At 55.5% G+C, this 19,975-nt stretch carries 22 protein-coding genes; 13 read left to right on the top strand and 9 right to left on the bottom strand.

Features of this window, described 5'->3' with window-relative positions; translation table 11 throughout:
• Positions 1–42: 42 nt before the first annotated feature.
• Positions 43–594 (bottom strand): NAD(P)H nitroreductase, encoded by a 552-nt coding sequence (locus tag IM295_RS07150; protein WP_028012776.1) that lies wholly within the window; start codon positions 592–594, stop codon positions 43–45.
• Positions 595–761: 167 nt separating this feature from the next.
• Between IM295_RS07150 and sppA the strand changes: the two genes are divergently transcribed.
• The 4 genes from sppA (at position 762) to IM295_RS07130 (ending at position 5,777) form a co-directional block, all read left to right on the top strand.
• On the top strand, positions 762–2,618 hold the full coding sequence (gene sppA, locus IM295_RS07145) for a signal peptide peptidase SppA (RefSeq protein WP_193066457.1): 1,857 nt from the start codon (positions 762–764) through the stop codon (positions 2,616–2,618).
• 63 nt (positions 2,619–2,681) lie between these two features.
• A complete protein-coding gene (gene ansA / locus IM295_RS07140; RefSeq protein WP_028012774.1) occupies positions 2,682–3,698 on the top strand; it encodes an asparaginase in 1,017 nt (338 codons plus the stop codon).
• A 9-nt stretch (positions 3,699–3,707) separates the two neighbouring features.
• On the top strand, positions 3,708–4,349 hold the full coding sequence (gene pncA, locus IM295_RS07135; RefSeq protein WP_028012773.1) for a bifunctional nicotinamidase/pyrazinamidase: 642 nt from the start codon (positions 3,708–3,710) through the stop codon (positions 4,347–4,349).
• A gap of 171 nt (positions 4,350–4,520) precedes the next feature.
• A complete protein-coding gene (locus tag IM295_RS07130) occupies positions 4,521–5,777 on the top strand; it encodes a glycoside hydrolase family 18 protein (protein ID WP_193066456.1) in 1,257 nt (418 codons plus the stop codon).
• 59 nt (positions 5,778–5,836) lie between these two features.
• Here the strand turns inward: IM295_RS07130 and IM295_RS07125 are convergent, their stop codons facing one another.
• Positions 5,837–6,115, bottom strand: coding sequence for a YeaC family protein (locus IM295_RS07125; protein ID WP_028012771.1), 279 nt, complete (start codon positions 6,113–6,115; stop codon positions 5,837–5,839).
• A gap of 41 nt (positions 6,116–6,156) precedes the next feature.
• The gene (msrB, locus tag IM295_RS07120) at positions 6,157–6,570 is read right to left on the bottom strand and encodes a peptide-methionine (R)-S-oxide reductase MsrB (RefSeq protein ID WP_028012770.1); all 414 of its coding nucleotides are present in this window, start codon (positions 6,568–6,570) and stop codon (positions 6,157–6,159) included.
• Positions 6,571–6,911: 341 nt separating this feature from the next.
• Here msrB and gapA point away from each other — a divergent pair, with 341 nt between their 5' ends.
• Positions 6,912–7,907 carry a glyceraldehyde-3-phosphate dehydrogenase gene (gene gapA / locus IM295_RS07115; RefSeq protein ID WP_006809136.1) on the top strand — a complete coding sequence of 332 codons (996 nt, stop codon included), beginning with the start codon at positions 6,912–6,914 and terminating at the stop codon, positions 7,905–7,907.
• Between the two features lie 75 nt (positions 7,908–7,982).
• Positions 7,983–8,867 carry a D-hexose-6-phosphate mutarotase gene (locus IM295_RS07110; RefSeq protein ID WP_069732428.1) on the top strand — a complete coding sequence of 295 codons (885 nt, stop codon included), beginning with the start codon at positions 7,983–7,985 and terminating at the stop codon, positions 8,865–8,867.
• A gap of 78 nt (positions 8,868–8,945) precedes the next feature.
• Here IM295_RS07110 and IM295_RS07105 read toward each other — a convergent pair whose 3' ends face one another.
• Complete coding sequence (locus tag IM295_RS07105) at positions 8,946–9,692, bottom strand: MipA/OmpV family protein (protein WP_041910477.1); 747 nt, start codon at positions 9,690–9,692, stop codon at positions 8,946–8,948.
• Positions 9,693–10,122: 430 nt separating this feature from the next.
• Between IM295_RS07105 and yeaG the strand changes: the two genes are divergently transcribed.
• From yeaG to IM295_RS07090, 3 genes are all read left to right on the top strand, one after another.
• On the top strand, positions 10,123–12,057 hold the full coding sequence (gene yeaG / locus IM295_RS07100; RefSeq protein WP_014883443.1) for a protein kinase YeaG: 1,935 nt from the start codon (positions 10,123–10,125) through the stop codon (positions 12,055–12,057).
• Between the two features lie 74 nt (positions 12,058–12,131).
• Positions 12,132–13,415: a YeaH/YhbH family protein gene (locus IM295_RS07095; RefSeq protein ID WP_028012767.1), complete on the top strand. Its 1,284-nt coding sequence runs from the start codon at positions 12,132–12,134 to the stop codon at positions 13,413–13,415.
• Positions 13,416–13,514: 99 nt separating this feature from the next.
• Complete coding sequence (locus IM295_RS07090; RefSeq protein WP_193066455.1) at positions 13,515–14,021, top strand: YbaK/prolyl-tRNA synthetase associated domain-containing protein; 507 nt, start codon at positions 13,515–13,517, stop codon at positions 14,019–14,021.
• Positions 14,022–14,026: 5 nt separating this feature from the next.
• Here the strand turns inward: IM295_RS07090 and yoaI are convergent, their stop codons facing one another.
• A complete protein-coding gene (yoaI, locus tag IM295_RS07085) occupies positions 14,027–14,131 on the bottom strand; it encodes a small membrane protein YoaI (RefSeq protein ID WP_088205013.1) in 105 nt (34 codons plus the stop codon).
• Between the two features lie 144 nt (positions 14,132–14,275).
• Here yoaI and IM295_RS07080 point away from each other — a divergent pair, with 144 nt between their 5' ends.
• Positions 14,276–14,722: a DUF441 domain-containing protein gene (locus tag IM295_RS07080; RefSeq protein ID WP_008500737.1), complete on the top strand. Its 447-nt coding sequence runs from the start codon at positions 14,276–14,278 to the stop codon at positions 14,720–14,722.
• On the opposite strand, the gene IM295_RS07075 is transcribed toward IM295_RS07080, so the two are convergent.
• A complete protein-coding gene (locus IM295_RS07075) occupies positions 14,706–15,497 on the bottom strand; it encodes a helix-turn-helix transcriptional regulator (protein WP_041910482.1) in 792 nt (263 codons plus the stop codon). The genes IM295_RS07080 and IM295_RS07075 overlap by 17 nt on opposite strands.
• 99 nt (positions 15,498–15,596) lie before the next feature.
• On the opposite strand from IM295_RS07075, the gene IM295_RS07070 reads away from it, so the two are divergent.
• Entirely contained in the window at positions 15,597–16,784 is a 1,188-nt protein-coding gene (locus IM295_RS07070) for a CynX/NimT family MFS transporter (RefSeq protein WP_028012764.1), read from the top strand.
• Between the two features lie 31 nt (positions 16,785–16,815).
• Here IM295_RS07070 and IM295_RS07065 read toward each other — a convergent pair whose 3' ends face one another.
• Positions 16,816–17,523 (bottom strand): CTP synthase, encoded by a 708-nt coding sequence (locus IM295_RS07065; protein WP_193066454.1) that lies wholly within the window; start codon positions 17,521–17,523, stop codon positions 16,816–16,818.
• A gap of 101 nt (positions 17,524–17,624) precedes the next feature.
• On the opposite strand from IM295_RS07065, the gene IM295_RS07060 reads away from it, so the two are divergent.
• On the top strand, positions 17,625–17,969 hold the full coding sequence (locus tag IM295_RS07060) for a DUF488 domain-containing protein (protein ID WP_193066453.1): 345 nt from the start codon (positions 17,625–17,627) through the stop codon (positions 17,967–17,969).
• Here IM295_RS07060 and IM295_RS07055 read toward each other — a convergent pair whose 3' ends face one another.
• Entirely contained in the window at positions 17,970–18,275 is a 306-nt protein-coding gene (locus IM295_RS07055; RefSeq protein ID WP_045630116.1) for a periplasmic protein, read from the bottom strand.
• Between the two features lie 80 nt (positions 18,276–18,355).
• The gene (locus IM295_RS07050) at positions 18,356–18,610 is read right to left on the bottom strand and encodes a DUF333 domain-containing protein (protein WP_045261615.1); all 255 of its coding nucleotides are present in this window, start codon (positions 18,608–18,610) and stop codon (positions 18,356–18,358) included.
• A 308-nt stretch (positions 18,611–18,918) separates the two neighbouring features.
• Between IM295_RS07050 and IM295_RS07045 the strand changes: the two genes are divergently transcribed.
• Positions 18,919–19,938, top strand: a complete 1,020-nt coding sequence (locus IM295_RS07045; RefSeq protein ID WP_045630223.1) for a sensor domain-containing diguanylate cyclase — start codon at positions 18,919–18,921, stop codon at positions 19,936–19,938.
• Positions 19,939–19,975 lie beyond the last annotated feature (37 nt).

The following is a 19,975-nucleotide window of genomic DNA, read 5'->3' as shown; positions in this document are numbered from 1 at the left end:
CTGCGGCGGATGCTCAGAATCCAGACAGTTTAGCGCGTGTAATTAAAAACGGCTGACGAAAGGCGTGGTGTCCGGCACGCTAATGGTGCTGGAGGCTTTAAGCTGCGGGGTGCCGAGGTAAAGGAAACCGACAATTTTGTCGTGCTCACCGCAGGAGAATCCTGCCCGCACTGCGGCGCTCTCGGTCAGCGGCCCGGTGCGCCAGATACCGTTATAACCCTGCGCAACGGCGGCCATCTGCATCGCCATCACCGCACAGCCGGCAGACATTTCCTGCTCCCAGACCGGCACCTTATGGTCGGCCTGGCATTTCGCCACGACAGCGATAATCATCGGGGCGCGGAACGGCGCGTTACGCGCCTTATCGATACCTTTCTCATCCTGCCCGGCGGCAACTGCCCCCTGCTCCAGCAGCTGACTGAAGCGATCGCGGCCTTCGCCTTCAATCACAAAGAAGTGCCACGGCTGCAGCGTGCCATGATCCGGCGCACGCATACCGGCACGCAGAATGTTTTCCAGCTGCTCGCCCGCAGGGGCGGGTTCGGCCAGACGTGACGCGCTACGACGGTTAACAAGCAGTTCGAGTGCATCCATTGGTTAACTCCTTTCTTGAAATTTACTCACAAAATTAACACGACGGCAGATTTTGTTACAGCCTGGCAGGCGATTCCTGCTGACAAGTGGCGGTTGGGTCATTACGATAACCCAACATTACCGTCCAGTGGCGACGGAAACAGTCATTTTCTGGTTAGGGAGAATACATGCGAACCCTTTGGCGAATCTTTGCCGGTTTCTTTAAATGGACGTGGCGACTGCTCAACTTCGTCCGCAACCTGGTGATGAACATCTTCTTCATCCTGCTGGTTCTGGTTTGCGCGGGCATCTGGATGCATATCAGCAACGCGAATCAGGCGCAGCATTCGACTCGTGGGGCCCTGTTACTCGATATCACCGGCGTGATCGTTGATAAACCGTCCACCAGCAATCGTCTGGGGGTGATCGGCCGCCAGCTGTTTGGCGCGACGTCAGACCGCCTGCAGGAGAACTCCCTGTTCGATATCGTCGATACTATCCGTCAGGCCAAAGACGACCGAAACATCACCGGGATCGTGCTGGATCTGAAAGATTTTGCCGGCGGCGACCAGCCTTCTATGCAGTACATCGGTAAAGCGCTGCGCGAGTTCCGCGACAGCGGCAAGCCGGTGATTGCCGTGGGCGACAGCTACAGCCAGGGGCAATATTATCTGGCAAGCTTCGCCAATAAGATCTGGCTTTCGCCGCAGGGAACGGTCGATCTGCACGGTTTTGCCACCAACGGCCTGTACTACAAATCGCTGCTCGACAAGCTGAAGGTCACCACCCACGTCTTCCGCGTCGGCACCTATAAATCTGCCGTGGAGCCGTTTATCCGCGACGATATGTCCCCTGCCGCCCGTGAAGCGGACAGCCGCTGGATTGGCGAGCTGTGGCAGAACTATCTGGGTACCGTTGCCGCTAACCGTCAAATTACCGCTGAGCAGGTGTTCCCTGGCGCTCGCGGCGTGCTGGATGGACTGCGCAAGGTCGACGGTGATACCGCGAAATATGCGCTCGACAACAAGCTGGTTGACGCACTGGGCACCAGTGCGGATATCGAAAAAGCCCTGACCAAACAGTTTGGCTGGAGCAAAGAGGACAAAAACTACAGCGCCATCAGCATGTATGACTATGCTGCGAAAAAGCCGGACGACAGCGGCGACAGCGTAGCCGTGGTGTTTGCTAACGGCGCTATCATGGACGGTCAGGAAACCCCGGGGAACGTCGGCGGTGATACTACCGCGTCGCAAATCCGCGATGCACGCCTTGACCCGAAAGTGAAAGCGATTGTCCTGCGGGTGAACAGCCCTGGCGGCAGCGTTAGCGCTTCCGAAGTGATCCGCGCCGAGCTGGCCGCAGCGCGTGCCGCTGGCAAGCCGGTCGTCGTATCCATGGGCGGCATGGCCGCGTCTGGCGGGTACTGGATCTCCACGCCTGCCAACTATATTGTGGCGAACCCAAGCACGCTGACCGGCTCGATTGGCATCTTCGGGGTGATTAACACCGTGGAAAACAGCCTGGATTATCTGGGCGTGCATACCGATGGCGTTTCCACGTCGCCGCTGGCGGATGTGTCGATGACCAAATCTCTGCCGCCGGAAGTTTCAGAGATGATGCAGCTGAGCATTGAGAACGGCTATAAACGCTTTATCACGCTGGTTGCCGACTCGCGTAAGAAGACGCCGGAACAGATCGACAAGATTGCTCAGGGCCACGTCTGGACCGGACAGGATGCGAAGAGTAACGGTCTGGTCGACAGCCTGGGCGACTTCGACGACGCGGTGAAGAAAGCCGCCGAACTGGCGAAGCTCAAGCAGTGGCACGTTGAGTATTATCAGGACGAACCGTCGTTCTTCGATATGGTGATGGACAGCATGTCCGTCTCCGTACGCGCCATGCTGCCGGAGGCGCTGCAGGCGTACCTGCCGGCCCCGGTGACCACGGCTGCGAAAGCGATGAAGGCGGAAAGCGATAAGCTCGCGGCCTTTAACGATCCACAAAGTCGTTACGCGTTTTGCCTGACCTGCGCGAACGTCCGTTAAAAACCGTCCCCTCTTCCCGTGAAGAGGGGATTTTTTTCTTTTGAAGAACAAGAACTCACTACCATGCAGAAGAAATCGATTTATGTAGCCTACACTGGCGGTACCATCGGTATGCAGCGCTCTGAAAATGGCTATATCCCCGTCTCCGGCCATCTGCAGCGTCAGCTTGCGCTGATGCCTGAATTCCACCGTCCGGAAATGCCTGACTTCACCATCCACGAATACGAGCCGCTGATGGACTCCTCCGACATGACGCCGGAAGACTGGCAGCACATCGCGGATGACATTAAAGCCCATTACGACCAGTACGACGGCTTCGTGATCCTGCACGGCACCGACACCATGGCGTTCACCGCTTCGGCGCTCTCCTTCATGCTGGAGAACCTGAGCAAGCCGGTGATCGTCACCGGGTCGCAAATACCGCTGGCGGAGTTGCGCTCGGACGGGCAGATCAACCTGCTGAACTCCCTGTACGTGGCGGCGAATTACCCGATCAACGAAGTGTCGCTGTTCTTTAACAATCGCCTGTATCGCGGCAACCGCACCACCAAAGCCCATGCCGACGGTTTTGACGCCTTTGCCTCCCCTAACCTGCAGCCGCTGCTGGAAGCGGGTATTCATATCCGCCGTCTGGGAACGCCTCCGGCACCGAACACCGCCGGCGAGCTGATTGTGCATCCGATTACCCCGCAGCCGATTGGCGTGGTCACCATTTATCCGGGCATCTCCGCGGACGTGGTGCGCAACTTTCTGCGCCAGCCGGTGAAAGCGCTGATCCTCCGTTCCTATGGCGTCGGCAACGCTCCGCAGAACGGCGAATTTCTGAAGGAGCTTCAGGAAGCCAGCGAGCGCGGAATTGTGGTGGTAAACCTGACCCAGTGCATGTCTGGCAAGGTCAATATGGGCGGCTATGCCACCGGCAACGCGCTGGCGCACGCGGGGGTGATCAGCGGCTTCGATATGACCGTTGAGGCGACGCTGACTAAACTTCACTATTTACTGAGTCAGGATCTGGACATTCAGTCCATTCGCCGCGCAATGATGCAAAACCTGCGTGGCGAGCTGACCCCGGACGAATAAGGAGCTCTCATGAAGCAACGCGCCCTGCTACTGGTCGATTTGCAAAATGATTTCTGCGCGGGCGGCGCGCTGGCCGTCGCCGAAGGTGACAGTACCGTTGACGTGGCAAATACCCTGATTGACTGGTGCAAAGCCCGCGGTGAAGCGGTTGTCGCCAGCCAGGACTGGCACCCGGCGAACCACGGCAGCTTTGCCAGCCAGCACAACGTTGAGCCTTTCACCCAGGGTGAACTCGACGGTCTGGCGCAAACCTTCTGGCCGGATCACTGCGTACAGCAGACCGAAGGAGCGGAGCTGCACCCGCTCCTGAATCAGAAGGCCATCGACGCGGTGTTTCATAAAGGGGAAAATCCGGCTATCGACAGCTACAGCGCATTTTTCGATAACGGGCATCGCCAGAAGACGGCGCTGGATGCGTGGTTACGTCACCATGAAATCACGGAGCTGATCGTGCTGGGTCTGGCGACGGATTACTGCGTGAAGTTTACCGTGCTGGACGCGCTCCAGCTGGGTTATACCGTTAGCGTCATCACCGACGGCTGTCGTGGGGTGAACATCCAACCACAGGACAGCGCTCAGGCATTTATGGATATGGCCGCCGAAGGTGCCACGCTGTATACGCTGGCAGACTGGCAGGAAACGCAGGCGTAGCCTTTTAAGCCGGGTGGCGCTGACGCTTACCCGGCAAAACCCCTCCCCAATCCCCATAAAGTGAACTCCCTCGCATCCTCAGCGAAGCGGCAATGCTATTCTCTTCAGGCTGTTTTTTCGCCACGCCTTTTCTGTGGCGTGGTTATTTTATTAAGTCAAAGAGGAACTTGTATGAAACGTTTGCCCCTGCTGGCAGCATTACCCTTGCTTTGCGCGTCGCTTGCTTCCGCCGCACCTCTGATGTCCGTGGGCTACTTTAACGGGGGTGGCGACGTCACCGCCGGACCGGGTGGCGATATCAATAAACTGGACGTTCGTCAGATCACCCATCTGAACTACTCGTTTGGGCTTGTTTATAACAACGAGAAAGACGAGACCAACCCCGCGCTGAAAGATCCGGCGAAGCTGCATCAAATCTGGCTGTCGCCAAAAGTGGCGTCCGATCTGGCCTTAATCCCCACTCTGCGTAAGCAAAACCCGAACCTGAAAGTCCTGCTCTCCGTTGGCGGCTGGGGGGCGCGTGGCTTCTCTGGCGCAGCGGCAACCCAGGAGAGTCGCGCGGTGTTTATCCGCTCCGCGAAGGAAATTGTTGAGAAATACGGTCTGGACGGGATCGATCTCGACTGGGAATATCCGGTCAACGGCGCGTGGGGGCTGGTTGCAAGCCAGCCCGCCGACAGGGATAACTTCACCGCCCTGCTGAAAGAGATGCGCGACACGTTCGGGCAGAAAAAGCTGGTGACCATTGCGGTGGGCGCGAATGCGGAAAGTCCGAAAAGCTGGGTGGATGTCAAAGCCATCGCCCCGCTCCTCGACTACATCAACCTGATGACCTACGACATGGCGTACGGGACACAGTACTTCAACGCGAACCTGTATGACTCCAGCGCCTGGCCAACGGTGGCTGCCGCCGACAAATACAGCGTCGATTTTGTGGTGAACAACTATCTGGCCGCCGGACTTAAGCCGAAGCAGATGAACCTCGGGATCGGTTTTTACGGCCGCGTACCGAAACGTGCGGTTGAACCGGGCATTGACTGGAGCAAGCCGGACGCGCAAAAAAATCCGGTCACACAGCCCTACTTTGGACCGCAGGAGATCGCCCTGTTTAAGTCGCTCGGCTATGACCTGACTAAAGATACCTACGTGAAGTACAATGATATCGTGAAGAAGCTGCTGAACGATCCGCAGAAACGTTTTACCGAGCACTGGGACGTCCAGGCGAAGGTACCGTGGCTCTCGGTAAAGGGTGCCGATGGCAACGCGCTGTTTGCGATTTCGTATGAGAATCCGCGTTCTGTCGAGATCAAGGCGGACTACATCAAAGAGAAAGGTCTCGCCGGGGCGATGTTCTGGGAGTACGGAGCGGACGACAATAATCAGTTAGCGAAACAGCTGGCGGAGTCGCTCGGGATCCCGCATAAGTAGTAAGACACCAGGCCCTCTCCCACAGAGAGAGGGCCTGATGAGGGCATCAACCCGCACCGTTATTGCATTTTGATCGTCGCAATCGGCTTCGGCGTGATGCCAAAATCTTCCTTCAGCTCGCGCTTGCTCTTCATCACCATCTGACCGTTAGTGTCGATAGTCATGTGTTGCGCATCAGTGTTATTGCGCGCCTGCCACAGCATCACCAGCTGCAAACTGTTCTCTTTTTGCTCAGGCGTGAGCGCCACACCGTCCGGCCATTTTCCCAGCTCAACGGCGGTCACCAGACGCTGATAAACTTCCGGGGTCATCCCGTTAATCATGTCCTCAATATTCACGATATCTCCCTTTCAAAGGAATAATTTGCTGAATCGTTTTTTCAACCCTTAATCTGGTCGCCGTTTTCATCATCGGTGAAGCTCATTGAGGCTGAATTCACGCAGAAACGCTCACCCGTTGGCTGAGGACCATCCGGGAAGACATGCCCCAGGTGCGCGTCGCAGTTACCGCAGCGAATTTCCGTGCGCACCATACCGTGCGACGAGTCGGTCAGATAGCGGATTGCGTCATCGCTCACCGGCTCGTAAAAGCTCGGCCAGCCGCAGCCGGAGTCGTATTTCGTTTGTGAATTGAACAGCGGGGCATCGCAGACCAGACAGTGATAGACACCGTCTCGCTTGTTGTGCAGTAATCGCCCGGTAAATGGCGGCTCCGTGCCGTGATTCTGGGTCACGTAAAACTGCATTTCGGTGAGGTTTTTTTTCAAATCGTCAGGGTTATGTTGGTTCGACATATGCTTACATCTCGCTGTAGAAACAGACATCTTTTAACCCGGATTCTAACAAAACATTAACACCCTTGCGTGCACTTTTGTTCTAAACTTATGTGTCGCGAAAAGGCGGTCAGGCAATTGTGATCACGTTCACATTTTTATCCTGCGAGGACTTTAAAATTCCGGGCGCAGCCCCCATGTGGTTGCAAGCTCAAAGGGAAAGTGAGGCGAGTCAGTCGCACAAACGTTAGTCACAGGATTGATTTGTCGCAATGATTGACACGATTCCGCTTGACGCTGCGTAAGGTTTTTGTAATTTTACAGGCAACCTTTTATTCACTAACAAATAGCTGGTGGAATATATGACTATCAAAGTAGGTATCAACGGTTTTGGCCGTATCGGCCGTATTGTTTTCCGTGCTGCTCAGAAACGTTCTGACATCGAAATCGTTGGTATCAACGATCTCCTGGACGCTGAATACATGGCGTACATGCTGAAGTACGACTCAACTCACGGTCGTTTCGACGGCACCGTTGAAGTGAAAGACGGCCACCTGGTTGTTAACGGCAAAACCATCCGCGTTACTGCTGAGAAAGACCCAGCTAACCTGAAATGGAACGAAATCGGTGTTGACGTTGTTGCTGAAGCAACCGGTATCTTCCTGACCGACGAAACTGCACGTAAACACATCACTGCGGGTGCGAAGAAAGTTGTTCTGACTGGTCCTTCCAAAGACAACACCCCAATGTTCGTTCGCGGTGCAAACTTCGAAACTTACGCTGGCCAGGACATCGTTTCTAACGCATCCTGCACCACCAACTGCCTGGCACCGCTGGCTAAAGTGATCAACGACAACTTCGGCATCATCGAAGGTCTGATGACTACCGTTCACGCGACCACCGCTACTCAGAAAACCGTTGACGGCCCTTCTCACAAAGACTGGCGCGGCGGCCGTGGCGCGGCTCAGAACATCATCCCATCCTCTACCGGTGCTGCTAAAGCTGTAGGTAAAGTACTGCCAGAACTGAATGGCAAACTGACTGGTATGGCGTTCCGCGTTCCAACTCCTAACGTATCCGTTGTTGACCTGACCGTTCGTCTGGAAAAAGCTGCTTCTTATGAAGAAATTAAGAAAGCAATCAAAGCTGCTTCCGAAGGCCCAATGAAAGGCGTTCTGGGTTACACCGAAGACGACGTTGTATCTACCGATTTCAACGGCGAAGTGTGCACTTCCGTGTTCGATGCTAAAGCAGGTATCGCACTGAACGACAACTTCGTGAAACTGGTTTCCTGGTACGACAACGAAACCGGCTACTCTAACAAAGTACTGGACCTGATCGCTCACATCTCCAAATAAGTTGAGATGAGTGATTGATCCAAAAAGGCGACTTCGGTCGCCTTTTTTATTGTTTTTTAGACAGAGGATTGCTTAATGATAAATAAAATTTTTGCACTTCCGGTAGTCGAACAACTTACCCCTGTGCTCTCCCGCCGTCAGATTGACGGTGCCGACGTTATCGTCGTTGACCACCCGCGCGTTAAAGCCTCCGTGGCGCTGAACGGCGCACACCTGCTCTCCTGGAAACCGGAAGGCGAAGCGGAAGCGCTGTGGCTGAGTGACGCCACCTCGTTCAAAAAAGGGGATGCGATTCGCGGCGGCGTACCGATCTGCTGGCCGTGGTTTGGCCCGTCCGCACAGCCGGGTTTGCCTTCTCACGGTTTCGCCCGTAACGAGCAGTGGACGCTGAAAGCGCATAACGAAGATGACAACGGCGCAGTGCTGACCTTTGAGCTGCAGGCTAATGATGAAACCCGCGCCCTGTGGCCGCATGATTTCACCCTGTATGCCCGCTTCAAACTGGGTCAGAGCTGCGAGATTGAGCTGGAAGCCCACGGCGAGTTCGAGACCACCTCTGCCCTGCATACCTACTTCAACGTGGGTGACATCAATGCAGTGAAGGTGAGCGGCCTGGGCGATACCTTTATCGACAAAGTTGATAACGCGAAGGAAGGTAAGCTGAGCGACGGCGTTCAGGCGTTCCCTGACCGTACTGACCGCGTCTATCTGCATCCGGAAGCGTGCAGCGTGATCCACGACGGTGCTCTTAACCGCGGCATTGAGGTGGTTCATCACCATCACAGCAACGTGGTGGGCTGGAACCCGGGGCCTGCACTCTCCATCAGCATGGCCGACATCCCTGATGACGGTTACAAAACGTTCGTCTGCGTGGAAACGGCCTGCGTAACCACCCCGCAGAAAGCGAGCGAGGAAAAGCCGTCTCGTTTAGGGCAGACAATTCGCATCGTTAAGCGATAAGGTCGCTGCACCACACCAAAGCAAACGGGGCGCAAGCGCCCCGTTTTGATGCAATGATTGCACCGCGATAATGCACAATCAGAACTTGTAGGTCACACCCACCGAGAAGATGCCAGCCCAGGACTTATCAACCATCGGGCTATCCTTCACTTCGTCGCTCAGACGCTCGTAACGGCCGGTACCGTAGACGTTCCAGTCGCCAAGGAAGTTATAGCTCGCGGTCAGCTCCAGGTAAGGATCCCAGCCATCATCGGCGCTGTAGCTTTTCAGCCCACTGCGGCGGGACTCGTTTTTAGAAACGCCGTAGTAATAGTCGTTGTAGTTTTCACTGTTGTACTGCACGCCGATACCCGGCGTCAGGGTGAGCCCACCGTTGGTATAGCGATACAACCACGCCAGATCCCAGATAAAGCCGTTGCTATTATCCAGCGTATCACCCGCCAGGGCCGTACGGAGGAAGCCATACTGGGTGTTATGCACGTATGAAAGCCCGGCCATCATGGAGCTTTTGCGCTTGTCGAGCTGGCGAAGCGCGTGGCTGTCGCTGTCGCCTGGCTTGAAGTGCGTTGGATCGTAGTAGGCCATGATAGAAAGCTTATCGGCCGTATCGTTCCACAGATAGTAGCCGCCGCCGAGACCGCGGAACCAGAAGTTATCGCCTTCATAGGTGATAACGGGTACAGGATAAACATCGCGGTCATACTGTTTGTATGGGCTGTTAATGACGCCAACGCCCGCACCCACCGTCCACTGACTTTCCGCCTGAGCGGTGCTAACTGCGGTCGCGGCAAGGATGCCCAATGCCAGAAGTTTGAGTTTGGTCACAATCCATTCTTTCCTGTAGTCAAATAATCAGCGGGTGAAGTGTAACCGCCATTCCCGTACATCCCAAAATTTTTTGCCTGCTAATCAGTCTGATTAACCCATTATTTTTAACTTTTCAGATGACAACCCGCTTTCATTTATATGACCGCTGAATGAAAAACGTGCTTAAGCCTTATAACCAGGGTGGAAATTTTTGGATGAGTTATTGATATGTCATTGAAATTAGTTTTTCTCAGCATGCAAGTTTGGCAAATGCCATCTACGCTTAAATTTAAGAAGAGTTTTCCTGAACACCTGCGGTTCTTAGCGTCTGACCTGGCACACAGGTTGCTGCTCTGGAAGTGGGGTGCGAGAGATTCTCTTCCGGGAGCCTCCACTACTCATACGAACGGCTCTTATCCTGTGCTAAAAAACGAAAGGACGGCATGCCATGAATATATTCGATCACTATCGCCAGCGCTACGAAGCTGCCAAGGACGAAGAGTTCACACTGCAGGAGTTTCTTACCATTTGTCGGCAAGATCGCAGTGCCTATGCCAATGCGGCAGAACGGCTATTGATGGCTATCGGTGAGCCAAACATGGTTGATACTGCCCTGGAGCCACGGCTTTCCCGTCTATTTTCGAATCGGGTGGTCGCCCGATATCCGGCGTTCGAAGAGTTCTATGGTATGGAAGATGCCATTGAACAGATTGTCTCCTATCTGAAGCATGCCGCCCAGGGTCTGGAAGAGAAGAAACAGATCCTCTATTTACTCGGCCCCGTCGGCGGCGGTAAATCCTCGCTGGCTGAACGCCTGAAGTCGCTGATGCAGCGCGTACCGATTTATGTGCTGAGCGCCAACGGCGAACGCAGCCCGGTGAACGACCATCCGCTGTGCCTGTTTAACCCGCAGGAAGATGCGCAAATTCTGGATAAAGAGTTTGGCATCCCGCGTCGCTACCTCGGCACCATTATGTCGCCGTGGGCGGCAAAACGCCTGCACGAATTTGGCGGTGATATCACCAAATTCCGCGTCGTGAAAGTGTGGCCATCCATACTGGAGCAGATCGCTATCGCCAAAACGGAACCGGGTGATGAGAACAACCAGGATATCTCGGCGCTGGTGGGTAAAGTCGATATCCGTAAGCTGGAAAACTTCGCACAAAACGACCCGGATGCCTATGGCTATTCCGGTGCGCTATGCCGCGCCAACCAGGGGATTATGGAATTCGTCGAGATGTTTAAAGCACCGATCAAAGTGCTGCATCCTCTGCTGACGGCGACCCAGGAAGGGAACTACAACGGGACGGAAGGTATCTCCGCCCTGCCGTTTAACGGGATTATTCTCGCCCACTCGAACGAATCGGAATGGGTAACCTTCCGTAATAACAAAAACAATGAGGCCTTCCTTGACCGCGTGTACATCGTCAAGGTGCCTTATTGCCTGCGGATCTCCGAAGAGATCAAAATTTACGAAAAACTGCTTAACCATAGTGAGCTGGTGCATGCGCCATGCGCTCCTGGCACGCTGGAAACGCTCTCGCGCTTCTCCATCCTGTCGCGTCTGAAAGAGCCGGAAAACTCCAGCATCTATTCGAAAATGCGCGTCTACGACGGTGAAAGCCTGAAAGATACCGACCCGAAAGCGAAATCGTACCAGGAATACCGCGATTACGCCGGGGTTGATGAAGGGATGAACGGCCTCTCCACGCGTTTCGCGTTTAAGATCCTCTCCCGGGTCTTTAACTTCGACCACGCGGAAGTGGCGGCCAACCCGGTTCATCTGTTCTACGTGCTGGAGCAGCAAATCGAGCGCGAGCAGTTCCCGCAGGAGCAGGCTGAACGCTACCTTGAGTTCCTGAAAGGCTACCTGATCCCGAAATACGCCGAGTTCATTGGCAAAGAGATCCAGACGGCCTATCTGGAATCCTATTCAGAATACGGGCAGAACATTTTTGACCGCTATGTCACCTATGCTGACTTCTGGATCCAGGATCAGGAGTACCGCGACCCGGATACCGGCCAGCTGTTTGATCGTGAATCCCTGAACGCGGAGCTGGAAAAAATCGAGAAGCCTGCCGGGATCAGCAACCCGAAAGACTTCCGTAATGAGATTGTGAACTTCGTCCTGCGCGCCAGAGCGCATAATAACGGGCGCAATCCGAACTGGACCAGCTACGAGAAGCTGCGCACGGTTATTGAGAAGAAAATGTTCTCCAATACCGAAGAGCTGCTGCCGGTGATCTCGTTCAACACCAAAACCTCAACCGACGAGCAGAAGAAACACGACGATTTTGTCGACCGTATGATGGAAAAAGGCTACACCCGCAAACAGGTTCGCCTGCTCTGCGAATGGTATCTGCGCGTGCGTAAATCGTCCTAAAACAAGTGCCCGGTAGCGCCTGCGCCTGCCGGGCCAACAAAAACGCAAGTTGGCAAATGCAGTACGGGGGCTATATGACCTGGTTTATTGACCGGCGTCTTAACGGCAAAAACAAGAGCACGGTGAACCGCCAGCGCTTCTTGCGCCGTTATAAAGCGCAAATTAAACAGTCGATCTCCGAGGCCATCAACAAACGCTCGGTGACCGACGTCGACAGCGGCGAGTCTGTCTCCATCCCTACCGATGACATCAGCGAACCGATGTTTCATCAGGGGCGCGGCGGCCTGCGCCATCGCGTTCATCCAGGTAACGACCACTTCGTTCAGAACGACAGAATTGAGCGCCCTCAGGGCGGCGGCGGTGGTTCAGGAAGCGGTCAGGGGCAGGCCAGCCAGGACGGTGAAGGCCAGGATGAGTTCGTTTTCCAGATTTCGAAAGATGAATATCTCGACCTGCTGTTTGAGGACCTTGCGCTGCCGAATCTGAAAAAGAATCAGCATCGTCAGCTTAACGAGTATAAAACCCATCGCGCGGGCTATACCGCTAACGGCGTGCCCGCCAATATCAGCGTTGTGCGTTCGTTGCAGAATTCTCTGGCGCGTCGCACGGCCATGACGGCAGGCAAACGTCGCGAACTGCGCGAGCTGGAGAGCAGCCTGAAGGTCGTGGAAAACACGGAGCCGGCGCAGCTGCTGGAAGAGGAGCGCCTGCGTAAAGAAATTGCCGAGCTAAGAGCGAAGATCGACCGCGTACCGTTTATCGATACCTTCGACCTGCGCTACAAGAACTACGAAAAACGTCCTGAACCCTCCAGCCAGGCGGTGATGTTCTGTCTGATGGACGTCTCCGGCTCAATGGACCAGGCCACCAAGGATATGGCGAAGCGTTTCTATATCCTGCTCTACTTGTTCCTGAGCAGAACCTATAAGAACGTGGAAGTGGTTTATATCCGCCATCACACCCAGGCCAAAGAGGTGGATGAACATGAGTTCTTCTACTCCCAGGAGACCGGGGGGACCATCGTATCAAGCGCCCTGAAGCTGATGGATGAAGTAGTGAAAGAGCGTTACGACCCGGCGCAGTGGAACATTTATGCGGCGCAGGCGTCGGATGGCGACAACTGGGCCGACGACTCACCACTATGTCACGAGATCCTGGCGAAGAAAATTCTGCCGGTGGTGCGTTACTACAGCTATATCGAAATCACCCGTCGTGCCCACCAGACCCTGTGGCGGGAATATGAACATCTGCAGTCCATGTTCGATAACTTTGCCATGCAGCATATCCGCGATCAGGATGATATTTATCCTGTGTTCAGGGAGCTGTTCCACAAGCAATCTGCTACCAGCAACGCATAACCCAACAGCCAGCGAATCCGCTGGCTGTTTTCTTTCGACCCCGTTTATCCCGTGCTAATGTAGCAAGCTGCATACTGGATTATCACCGGGAAAATTGTGATGACTGACGACGTTATGGGGACAAGTACCCACCATCAGCTGATTACCTTACTCACCGAGCAGGGCGCGCGTTTTCGCATCATGGAGCACGAGGCGGTGGGGAAATGCGAAGCGGTGAGTGAAATTCGCGGGACCGATCTGCGCCAGGGGGCAAAAGCCCTGGTCTGCAAGGTGAAGGGCAACGGCGTTAAAAAACACGTACTGGCGATTCTGGCCGCCGACCTGCAGGCCGATCTGAGCCAGCTTGCCAGCCATTTTGGCGGGCTTAAAGCCTCCCTCGCCAGCCCGGCCGAGGTCGATACCCTTACCGCCTGCGTTTTTGGCGCGATCCCGCCCTTTAGCTTCCATCCTGATTTGGCGCTGGTGGCCGACCCGCTGCTGTTCGAGCGTTTCGACGAAATTGCCTTTAACGCCGGTTTACTGGAGAAATCCGTGATTATGGACACCCAGGATTACCTGCGCATCGCCCGTCCTGAGCTTGTAAACTTCCATAAAGCGTCGTCGTGACGACGCTAGCCTCTTCTTTCCAGAAACAGCACGGAGGCGACGAGAATCACGGCAATAGCGAAAAACGATGAAGAGATAATGAGCGTTTCAACAAACATGTGATCGTTCATGATGGCGATCCCTTTGCGATACCTGCCTTCGTTTTAATCCGCGTAAATGACAGGGTAATGACAGCGATAAAATCTTTTAAACGCTGTCCTCCGCCGCGTTTACGCGTACAGTAAGCAGGATAATTATTCTGGCAAGGATCCCCCATGTTTGACCCTACTCTGCTCATTCTTCTGGCGCTCGCCGCGCTCGGCTTTATCAGCCATAACACCACCGTCGCCATCTCGATTCTGGTGCTGATTATTGTGCGCGTGACCCCGTTAAATACCTTTTTCCCGTGGATAGAAAAACAAGGCCTCACCATCGGGATCATCATTTTAACCATCGGGGTGATGGCTCCCATCGCCAGCGGCACCCTTCCCGCCTCAACGCTGCTGCACTCGTTTGTGAACTGGAAATCACTGGTGGCGATCGCGGTGGGGATTTTTGTTTCGTGGCTGGGCGGACGCGGCGTGACGCTGATGAGCAGCCAGCCCTCGCTGGTGGCGGGCCTGCTGGTGGGCACGGTACTCGGCGTGGCGCTCTTCCGCGGCGTGCCGGTAGGCCCGCTGATTGCGGCTGGGCTGGTGTCCCTGTTTATCGGGAAGTCATAGTCAGGCTGGCCATGTAACGCGCCGGCGTCTGGCCCAGCCCCTTTTTGAACATGGTGATAAACGCGGTGGTAGAGTCATAGCCCAGAGACTGTGCCACCTGCTGCACCGATTTCCCGCTAATCAAATGCTGTAACGCCACGATCAGCTGAAGCTGGTGACGCCAGCGGCGAAAGCTTAAACCGGTCTCTTTGACCACCAGCCGCGCCAGGTTGCGTTCACTCATCGCGAAATGGCTCGCCCACTGCGCCAGCGTCTGCCAGGCGGCGGGCTCTTCCGCCATTTTCTCGCTCATCAGCCGGATTTTAGGATGGGGAGAGACGGGCAGCTGCAGATGCTCCTGGCGCTGGAGCGGCAGTTCGTCAAACAGGACGTCCACCAGACGCGATGTGGCCGCAAGATGCAGCTGTTCACGTGATTTCTCCGCCAGAGATAAAATCAGCTCCCGCACCAGAGGAGAGATTTTCAGGGTGCAGCAGCGGTCGGGCAGGCTGGCGGCACCAGGCTCAATAAACAAAAAGCAGAGCTGCGCCCCCGGCGTGGCCCTGTTGCTGTGCGGCATTTGGCCTGGGATCCAGACGGCATACTGGGGCGGTACCATCAGCATCGCATTTTCCACTTCGCAGGTGATCGCGCCGCCAAGGGCCAGAATCAGCTGCCCCTTACGGTGTTGATGCTGCGGAATATATTGTTCTTCCGTCACCACGCGGATGCGAAACGCGACGGCCGCATCGTGCTGGCTATCAGGATCGTAGCCGTCCAGTCCCAGACCAATCATCAGGTTGTCCGATATTAGCGATAAACTGTCATTTTAGCCTGATTTCAACCGCTGAGAAAATCGGTATTGTGTGCGCTCGCTTGAACGTATGAGAACACAATGACTACTGCTCTTCGCACCTCAGGAAAACAGGGCGCGCTGTTGATTGCAGGCATCCTGATGATTGCCACCACGCTTCGCGTCACCTTTACCGGCGCAGCGCCGCTGCTCGATACCATTCGCCTTGATTATGGCTTAAGCACGGCGCAAACCGGTCTGCTGACCACCCTGCCCCTGCTGGCCTTTGCTCTTGTCTCCCCGCTCGCGGCGGGCGTTGCCCGGCGTATCGGCATGGAGCGCAGCCTGTTTATCGCCCTGATGCTGATTTGCATCGGGATTGCGGTTCGCTCCCTGCCTTCCGCTACCCTGCTTTTCATCGGAACGGCGGTGATTGGTTGCGGGATCGCGCTGGGGAATGTGCTGCTGCCCGGCTTAATTAAGCGTGACTTTCCGGGTCAGGTGGCAAAACTCACCGGCGCCTATTCCCTGACGATGGGTGTCTCTGCCGCGTTAGGCTCGGCGCTGATCGTACCTCTGGCTCAGGGTGATGCGGGCTGGCATGGCGCGCTGCTGATGCTGATGGCGTTTCCGCTGATCGCGCTGTTGCTCTGGCTGCCGCAGTGGCGTCAAAAACACGTCGCAACCGTAACGGGCGCAGGCGCGCTGCATAACCGCGCGATCTGGCGCTCGGCACTCGCCTGGCAGGTGACGCTCTTTCTGGGGATTAACTCGCTGATTTATTATGTCATCATCGGCTGGCTGCCGGCGATACTGCTCAGCCACGGCTTCAGCGAAGCGCAGGCCGGCTCGGTGCACGGCCTTTTACAGCTTGCCACGGCCGTGCCGGGGCTTGCCGTTCCGCTCGTCCTCCAGCGCCTGAAGGATCAGCGAACCATCGCCGGAGCGGTTGGGCTGATGTGCGCGGTTAGCGCGGCGGGTTTGTGGTTTATGCCTGAGATGGCGGTGATGTGGACGCTGGTGTTTGGCTTTGGTACCGGGGCAACGATGATCCTCGGCCTGACGTTCATCGGCCTGCGCGCCAGCTCCGCACACCAGGCGGCAGCGTTGTCCGGTATGGCACAGTCTATTGGTTATCTGCTCGCCGCCTGCGGTCCGCCGCTGATGGGTAAAATTCACGATTCGGCTGGAGACTGGCGGATCCCGCTTCTCGCCTGCGCGCTGGCCGCTGTCGTCATGGCCATCTGCGGCGTACTTGCCGGGCGCGACCGGGAAATCGCGCCCCGATAAACACAGTGGCAGACCATCGGGTCTGCCTTTTTTACCCGCGCGCCGCGCGCAGCATTGCCTGCACCAGCACCACCGGACGCCCTTCCAGCGCAGCACGCTCGTGCTGGAATAAGGTGATCACAAAGAACGGATGGGTCACCAGCTCCGCAGCGCGAATTTCCCCCTGCTCGTCCCAGCCCGTCACGCGCATATCACTGCTCTCCAGTTCCTGAGCAAACGCCGCCGATACGCCATAGTTACAGTGATAACCCTCTACGATTTCCGGCTTTCCGTAGGCCTTCGCGATCAACGTATTATTGCGCAGCTCAATAGCATCGGTTTTCTCCACCAGCGAGCAGGTCAGCGGCGCAATCACCATCGTGCCTTCGGTATCCGTCTCAGCATGTGCCGCGTCGCTCCAGCCCAGCACGTTACGGGCATACTCAATTAACGCATGCTGGAACCCACCGCAGGTGCCCAGGAACGGAATGCTGTTTTCACGCGCGTAGCGTGCGGCAATAAAGGCCGCCTCGGTATTTTTATAGGGGCTTGCGGGAACCAGCCAGATGGCATCGTAGCCCACCAGATCCTCAGAACTGGTTAATTCCGTGGTGGCAAGCCAGTCGTAATCGGCGGTGAGGTCAAGGACCGCGGCGGCGTCGTCAATGGCCAGCGGGATCGCCTTGTGTGCAATAACATCAGGATTGTAATCGCCAACCAGCGCAATGCGCAGCGTCGTTTTAACCGGGAGGTGTTCCATGAAAGGTTCCTTATGCCAGAGTATTATCAGATAACATAAGGAACCTCAGACTACCGATCTTCTGCAATTATCACAATACCTTAAATTGGGAGGGTGGAATTATGATTCAGTGCAAACGCGTCTATGAACAGGCGAGCCCGGGCGATGGCTATCGGGTTCTGGTGGACAGGCTCTGGCCCCGCGGGGTGAAAAAAACGGACCTCGCGTATGACGAATGGTGTAAAACGCTTACACCGTCCAGCGCGTTACGCAAGGACTTTCATAGCGAAGCGATTGATTTCGCGGCCTTCACTAAAGCCTACAAGGAAGAGCTGGCGCAGCATAAGGACGAAGGAGAGCGTCTGGCGGCGCTGGCGAAAAAGCAGACCGTAACCCTGCTCTACGGCGCGAAGGACACGACGCAGAATCACGCTCTGGTCTTAGCCGACTGGCTGCGCCATCTGTGATCAGCTGACCGTCAGCTCATCCTGAATTTGCGGAGCTTCGTCCGGGGTGAGCGGCATCAGATGTTCGGCGCGAACAAACGCAAAGCCGTGCTGATTGTCAAAGGCGTAGACGTCTCCCGTCACCAGCCAGAGCGCGCGGTCCGCGCTTGCGGGTAACTGCGTCATCACGCCGTTGACCGGGTTAACGAAACGCTGGCCGGGTTGGCAGAGACCAAATAGCTCCACAGATTTACCAATATTGCGACGGCCTGACGCCGTGCGGGCACCGACGATCATCGCCACGCTGCCCGGTTTAAGCTGAAACATACTTCTCTCGCGGTAACGGTAGCCAGAAATTGGCTAAGAATAATCCTAAAGAGAAGTGTATCGCAGCTACTGTCCCTCTGTCACCTGGCAGGTTGCGGATGATCGCGACGATAGAGCGTCCATTCGTCGATCACTTCGCCACCGGGCAGCTTGCACTCGGTGCGGACCCCCTGCGGGCTTTGAATTGGGACCTGTTCCCCGCCCTTTTCCAGGCAGTAAACGGAAGCCGGATTCGCCATGCCCACGGCGTGCGGCGGTTTCGGGGCATCGGGTGGGGTTGTTTTTGCGGTGCAGGCAACCAGGGGAAGCGCCAGCGCCAGTAGCAGAAATCTCATCTTGTTGATCCTTTTGACATCATCATTGGCTAAGGGTAACGGCTTGTCGCCGCTTTCTCCATGATTTCTCCATTCTAACTGCACTTTTCAACGCTACAGTCAGGCATGTTCTCACTTTGACCAGAGAACATCATTCCGTAATCAAGATGTCTTTGCCCCGTTCTCAACAACGGGGCTTTTTTTCCCGCCTGCTGCCTACCTCTGCATATATTAAATTTTCTATATTCATGTTTTACTATGCCGGAAGCCTAAAAATTCAGCATAACATGCAGATGCAGACGTCTTCTGCCTGGGAGTCATTCTACGTCATGTCGGATCTTATCCTCGCTCGCGTTTCAGAAACCCTTGCCACCGAGCAATCCCTTGAAAGCCTCGTTCGTCAGCTGCTGGAGATGCTGGAAATCGTCACCGACATGGAGTCGACTTACCTGACGAAGGTGGATATAACAGCCCGGCTGCAGCATATCCTCTATGCCCGAAACAGCAAGCAGATGACTATCCCGGAAGGGTTAAGCGTGCCATGGGATGAAACGCTGTGTAAGCGCGCGCTGGATAGCGACACATTATTCAGTAACGATGTCCCCGAGCGTTGGCCGGAGTGTGAAGCGGCGAAAGCTCTCGGCATCACTACATATATGAGCATCCCCGTTCATCTTGCCGATGGCTCGCTTTACGGTACGCTCTGCGCCACCAGCACGGCAAAAAAACCGCTCAGCGCGCGCGGCGAGCAGATGCTAAAACTCTTCGCCGGGTTGATTAGTCAGTACATTCAGAAAGAGTCTCTGGTGACCCAGCTCCGTGAAGCCAACGCGGCGCTTATCGCCCACTCCTACACAGATGCCCTTACAGGGTTACCCAACCGTCGCGCCATTTTTGAGGATCTGACCACCCTGTTTTCGCTGGCGCGGCATCTGAAACGTAACGCCATCATTGCCTTTATCGATCTGGATGATTTTAAACTGATTAACGATCGATACGGGCATGAAGCAGGCGACCAGTTCCTGATTGAAGTGGGCAAGCGTTTGACCGCAGAAAAACAGCAGGACGATATCATCGGCCGGCTGGGCGGCGATGAGTTCCTGGTGGCCACTCTGAGCAACGTCGAGAATGAGGAGCAAATTCACCTTCTCAGAACGCGCCTCAGCGCCCGAATTGCGGGGGAATACTGGCTGGGTAGCATCAGCATCATTTATCCTGGCGCCAGCCTCGGCGTTATCGAAGTGGATCCCGGCGTAACCGATCCGGACAGTGCGTTACGTGCCGCAGATATCGCGATGTATCAGGATAAGAAAGGAAAAAGCAAAACAGGCTTTCTCGCGATGGATTAACCCCGTACACTCTACGGCGTTATAAAACCGAAACAGG

It is taken from the genome of Enterobacter cloacae complex sp. P14RS, from assembly GCF_014895895.1.
GTDB lineage: Bacteria > Pseudomonadota > Gammaproteobacteria > Enterobacterales > Enterobacteriaceae > Enterobacter > Enterobacter bugandensis.
This window is presented reverse-complemented; position numbering and strand designations above follow the sequence as displayed.

Coding starts and splice junctions, on each gene's coding strand:
- IM295_RS07150 (WP_028012776.1), bottom strand. CDS start 594: ATGGATGCACTCGAACTGCTTGTTAACCGTCGTAGCGCGTCACGTCTG.
- sppA (WP_193066457.1), top strand. CDS start 762: ATGCGAACCCTTTGGCGAATCTTTGCCGGTTTCTTTAAATGGACGTGG.
- ansA (WP_028012774.1), top strand. CDS start 2,682: ATGCAGAAGAAATCGATTTATGTAGCCTACACTGGCGGTACCATCGGT.
- pncA (WP_028012773.1), top strand. CDS start 3,708: ATGAAGCAACGCGCCCTGCTACTGGTCGATTTGCAAAATGATTTCTGC.
- IM295_RS07130 (WP_193066456.1), top strand. CDS start 4,521: ATGAAACGTTTGCCCCTGCTGGCAGCATTACCCTTGCTTTGCGCGTCG.
- msrB (WP_028012770.1), bottom strand. CDS start 6,570: ATGTCGAACCAACATAACCCTGACGATTTGAAAAAAAACCTCACCGAA.
- gapA (WP_006809136.1), top strand. CDS start 6,912: ATGACTATCAAAGTAGGTATCAACGGTTTTGGCCGTATCGGCCGTATT.
- IM295_RS07110 (WP_069732428.1), top strand. CDS start 7,983: ATGATAAATAAAATTTTTGCACTTCCGGTAGTCGAACAACTTACCCCT.
- yeaG (WP_014883443.1), top strand. CDS start 10,123: ATGAATATATTCGATCACTATCGCCAGCGCTACGAAGCTGCCAAGGAC.
- IM295_RS07095 (WP_028012767.1), top strand. CDS start 12,132: ATGACCTGGTTTATTGACCGGCGTCTTAACGGCAAAAACAAGAGCACG.
- IM295_RS07090 (WP_193066455.1), top strand. CDS start 13,515: ATGACTGACGACGTTATGGGGACAAGTACCCACCATCAGCTGATTACC.
- yoaI (WP_088205013.1), bottom strand. CDS start 14,131: ATGAACGATCACATGTTTGTTGAAACGCTCATTATCTCTTCATCGTTT.
- IM295_RS07080 (WP_008500737.1), top strand. CDS start 14,276: ATGTTTGACCCTACTCTGCTCATTCTTCTGGCGCTCGCCGCGCTCGGC.
- IM295_RS07075 (WP_041910482.1), bottom strand. CDS start 15,497: ATGATTGGTCTGGGACTGGACGGCTACGATCCTGATAGCCAGCACGAT.
- IM295_RS07070 (WP_028012764.1), top strand. CDS start 15,597: ATGACTACTGCTCTTCGCACCTCAGGAAAACAGGGCGCGCTGTTGATT.
- IM295_RS07065 (WP_193066454.1), bottom strand. CDS start 17,523: ATGGAACACCTCCCGGTTAAAACGACGCTGCGCATTGCGCTGGTTGGC.
- IM295_RS07060 (WP_193066453.1), top strand. CDS start 17,625: ATGATTCAGTGCAAACGCGTCTATGAACAGGCGAGCCCGGGCGATGGC.
- IM295_RS07055 (WP_045630116.1), bottom strand. CDS start 18,275: ATGTTTCAGCTTAAACCGGGCAGCGTGGCGATGATCGTCGGTGCCCGC.
- IM295_RS07050 (WP_045261615.1), bottom strand. CDS start 18,610: ATGAGATTTCTGCTACTGGCGCTGGCGCTTCCCCTGGTTGCCTGCACC.
- IM295_RS07045 (WP_045630223.1), top strand. CDS start 18,919: ATGTCGGATCTTATCCTCGCTCGCGTTTCAGAAACCCTTGCCACCGAG.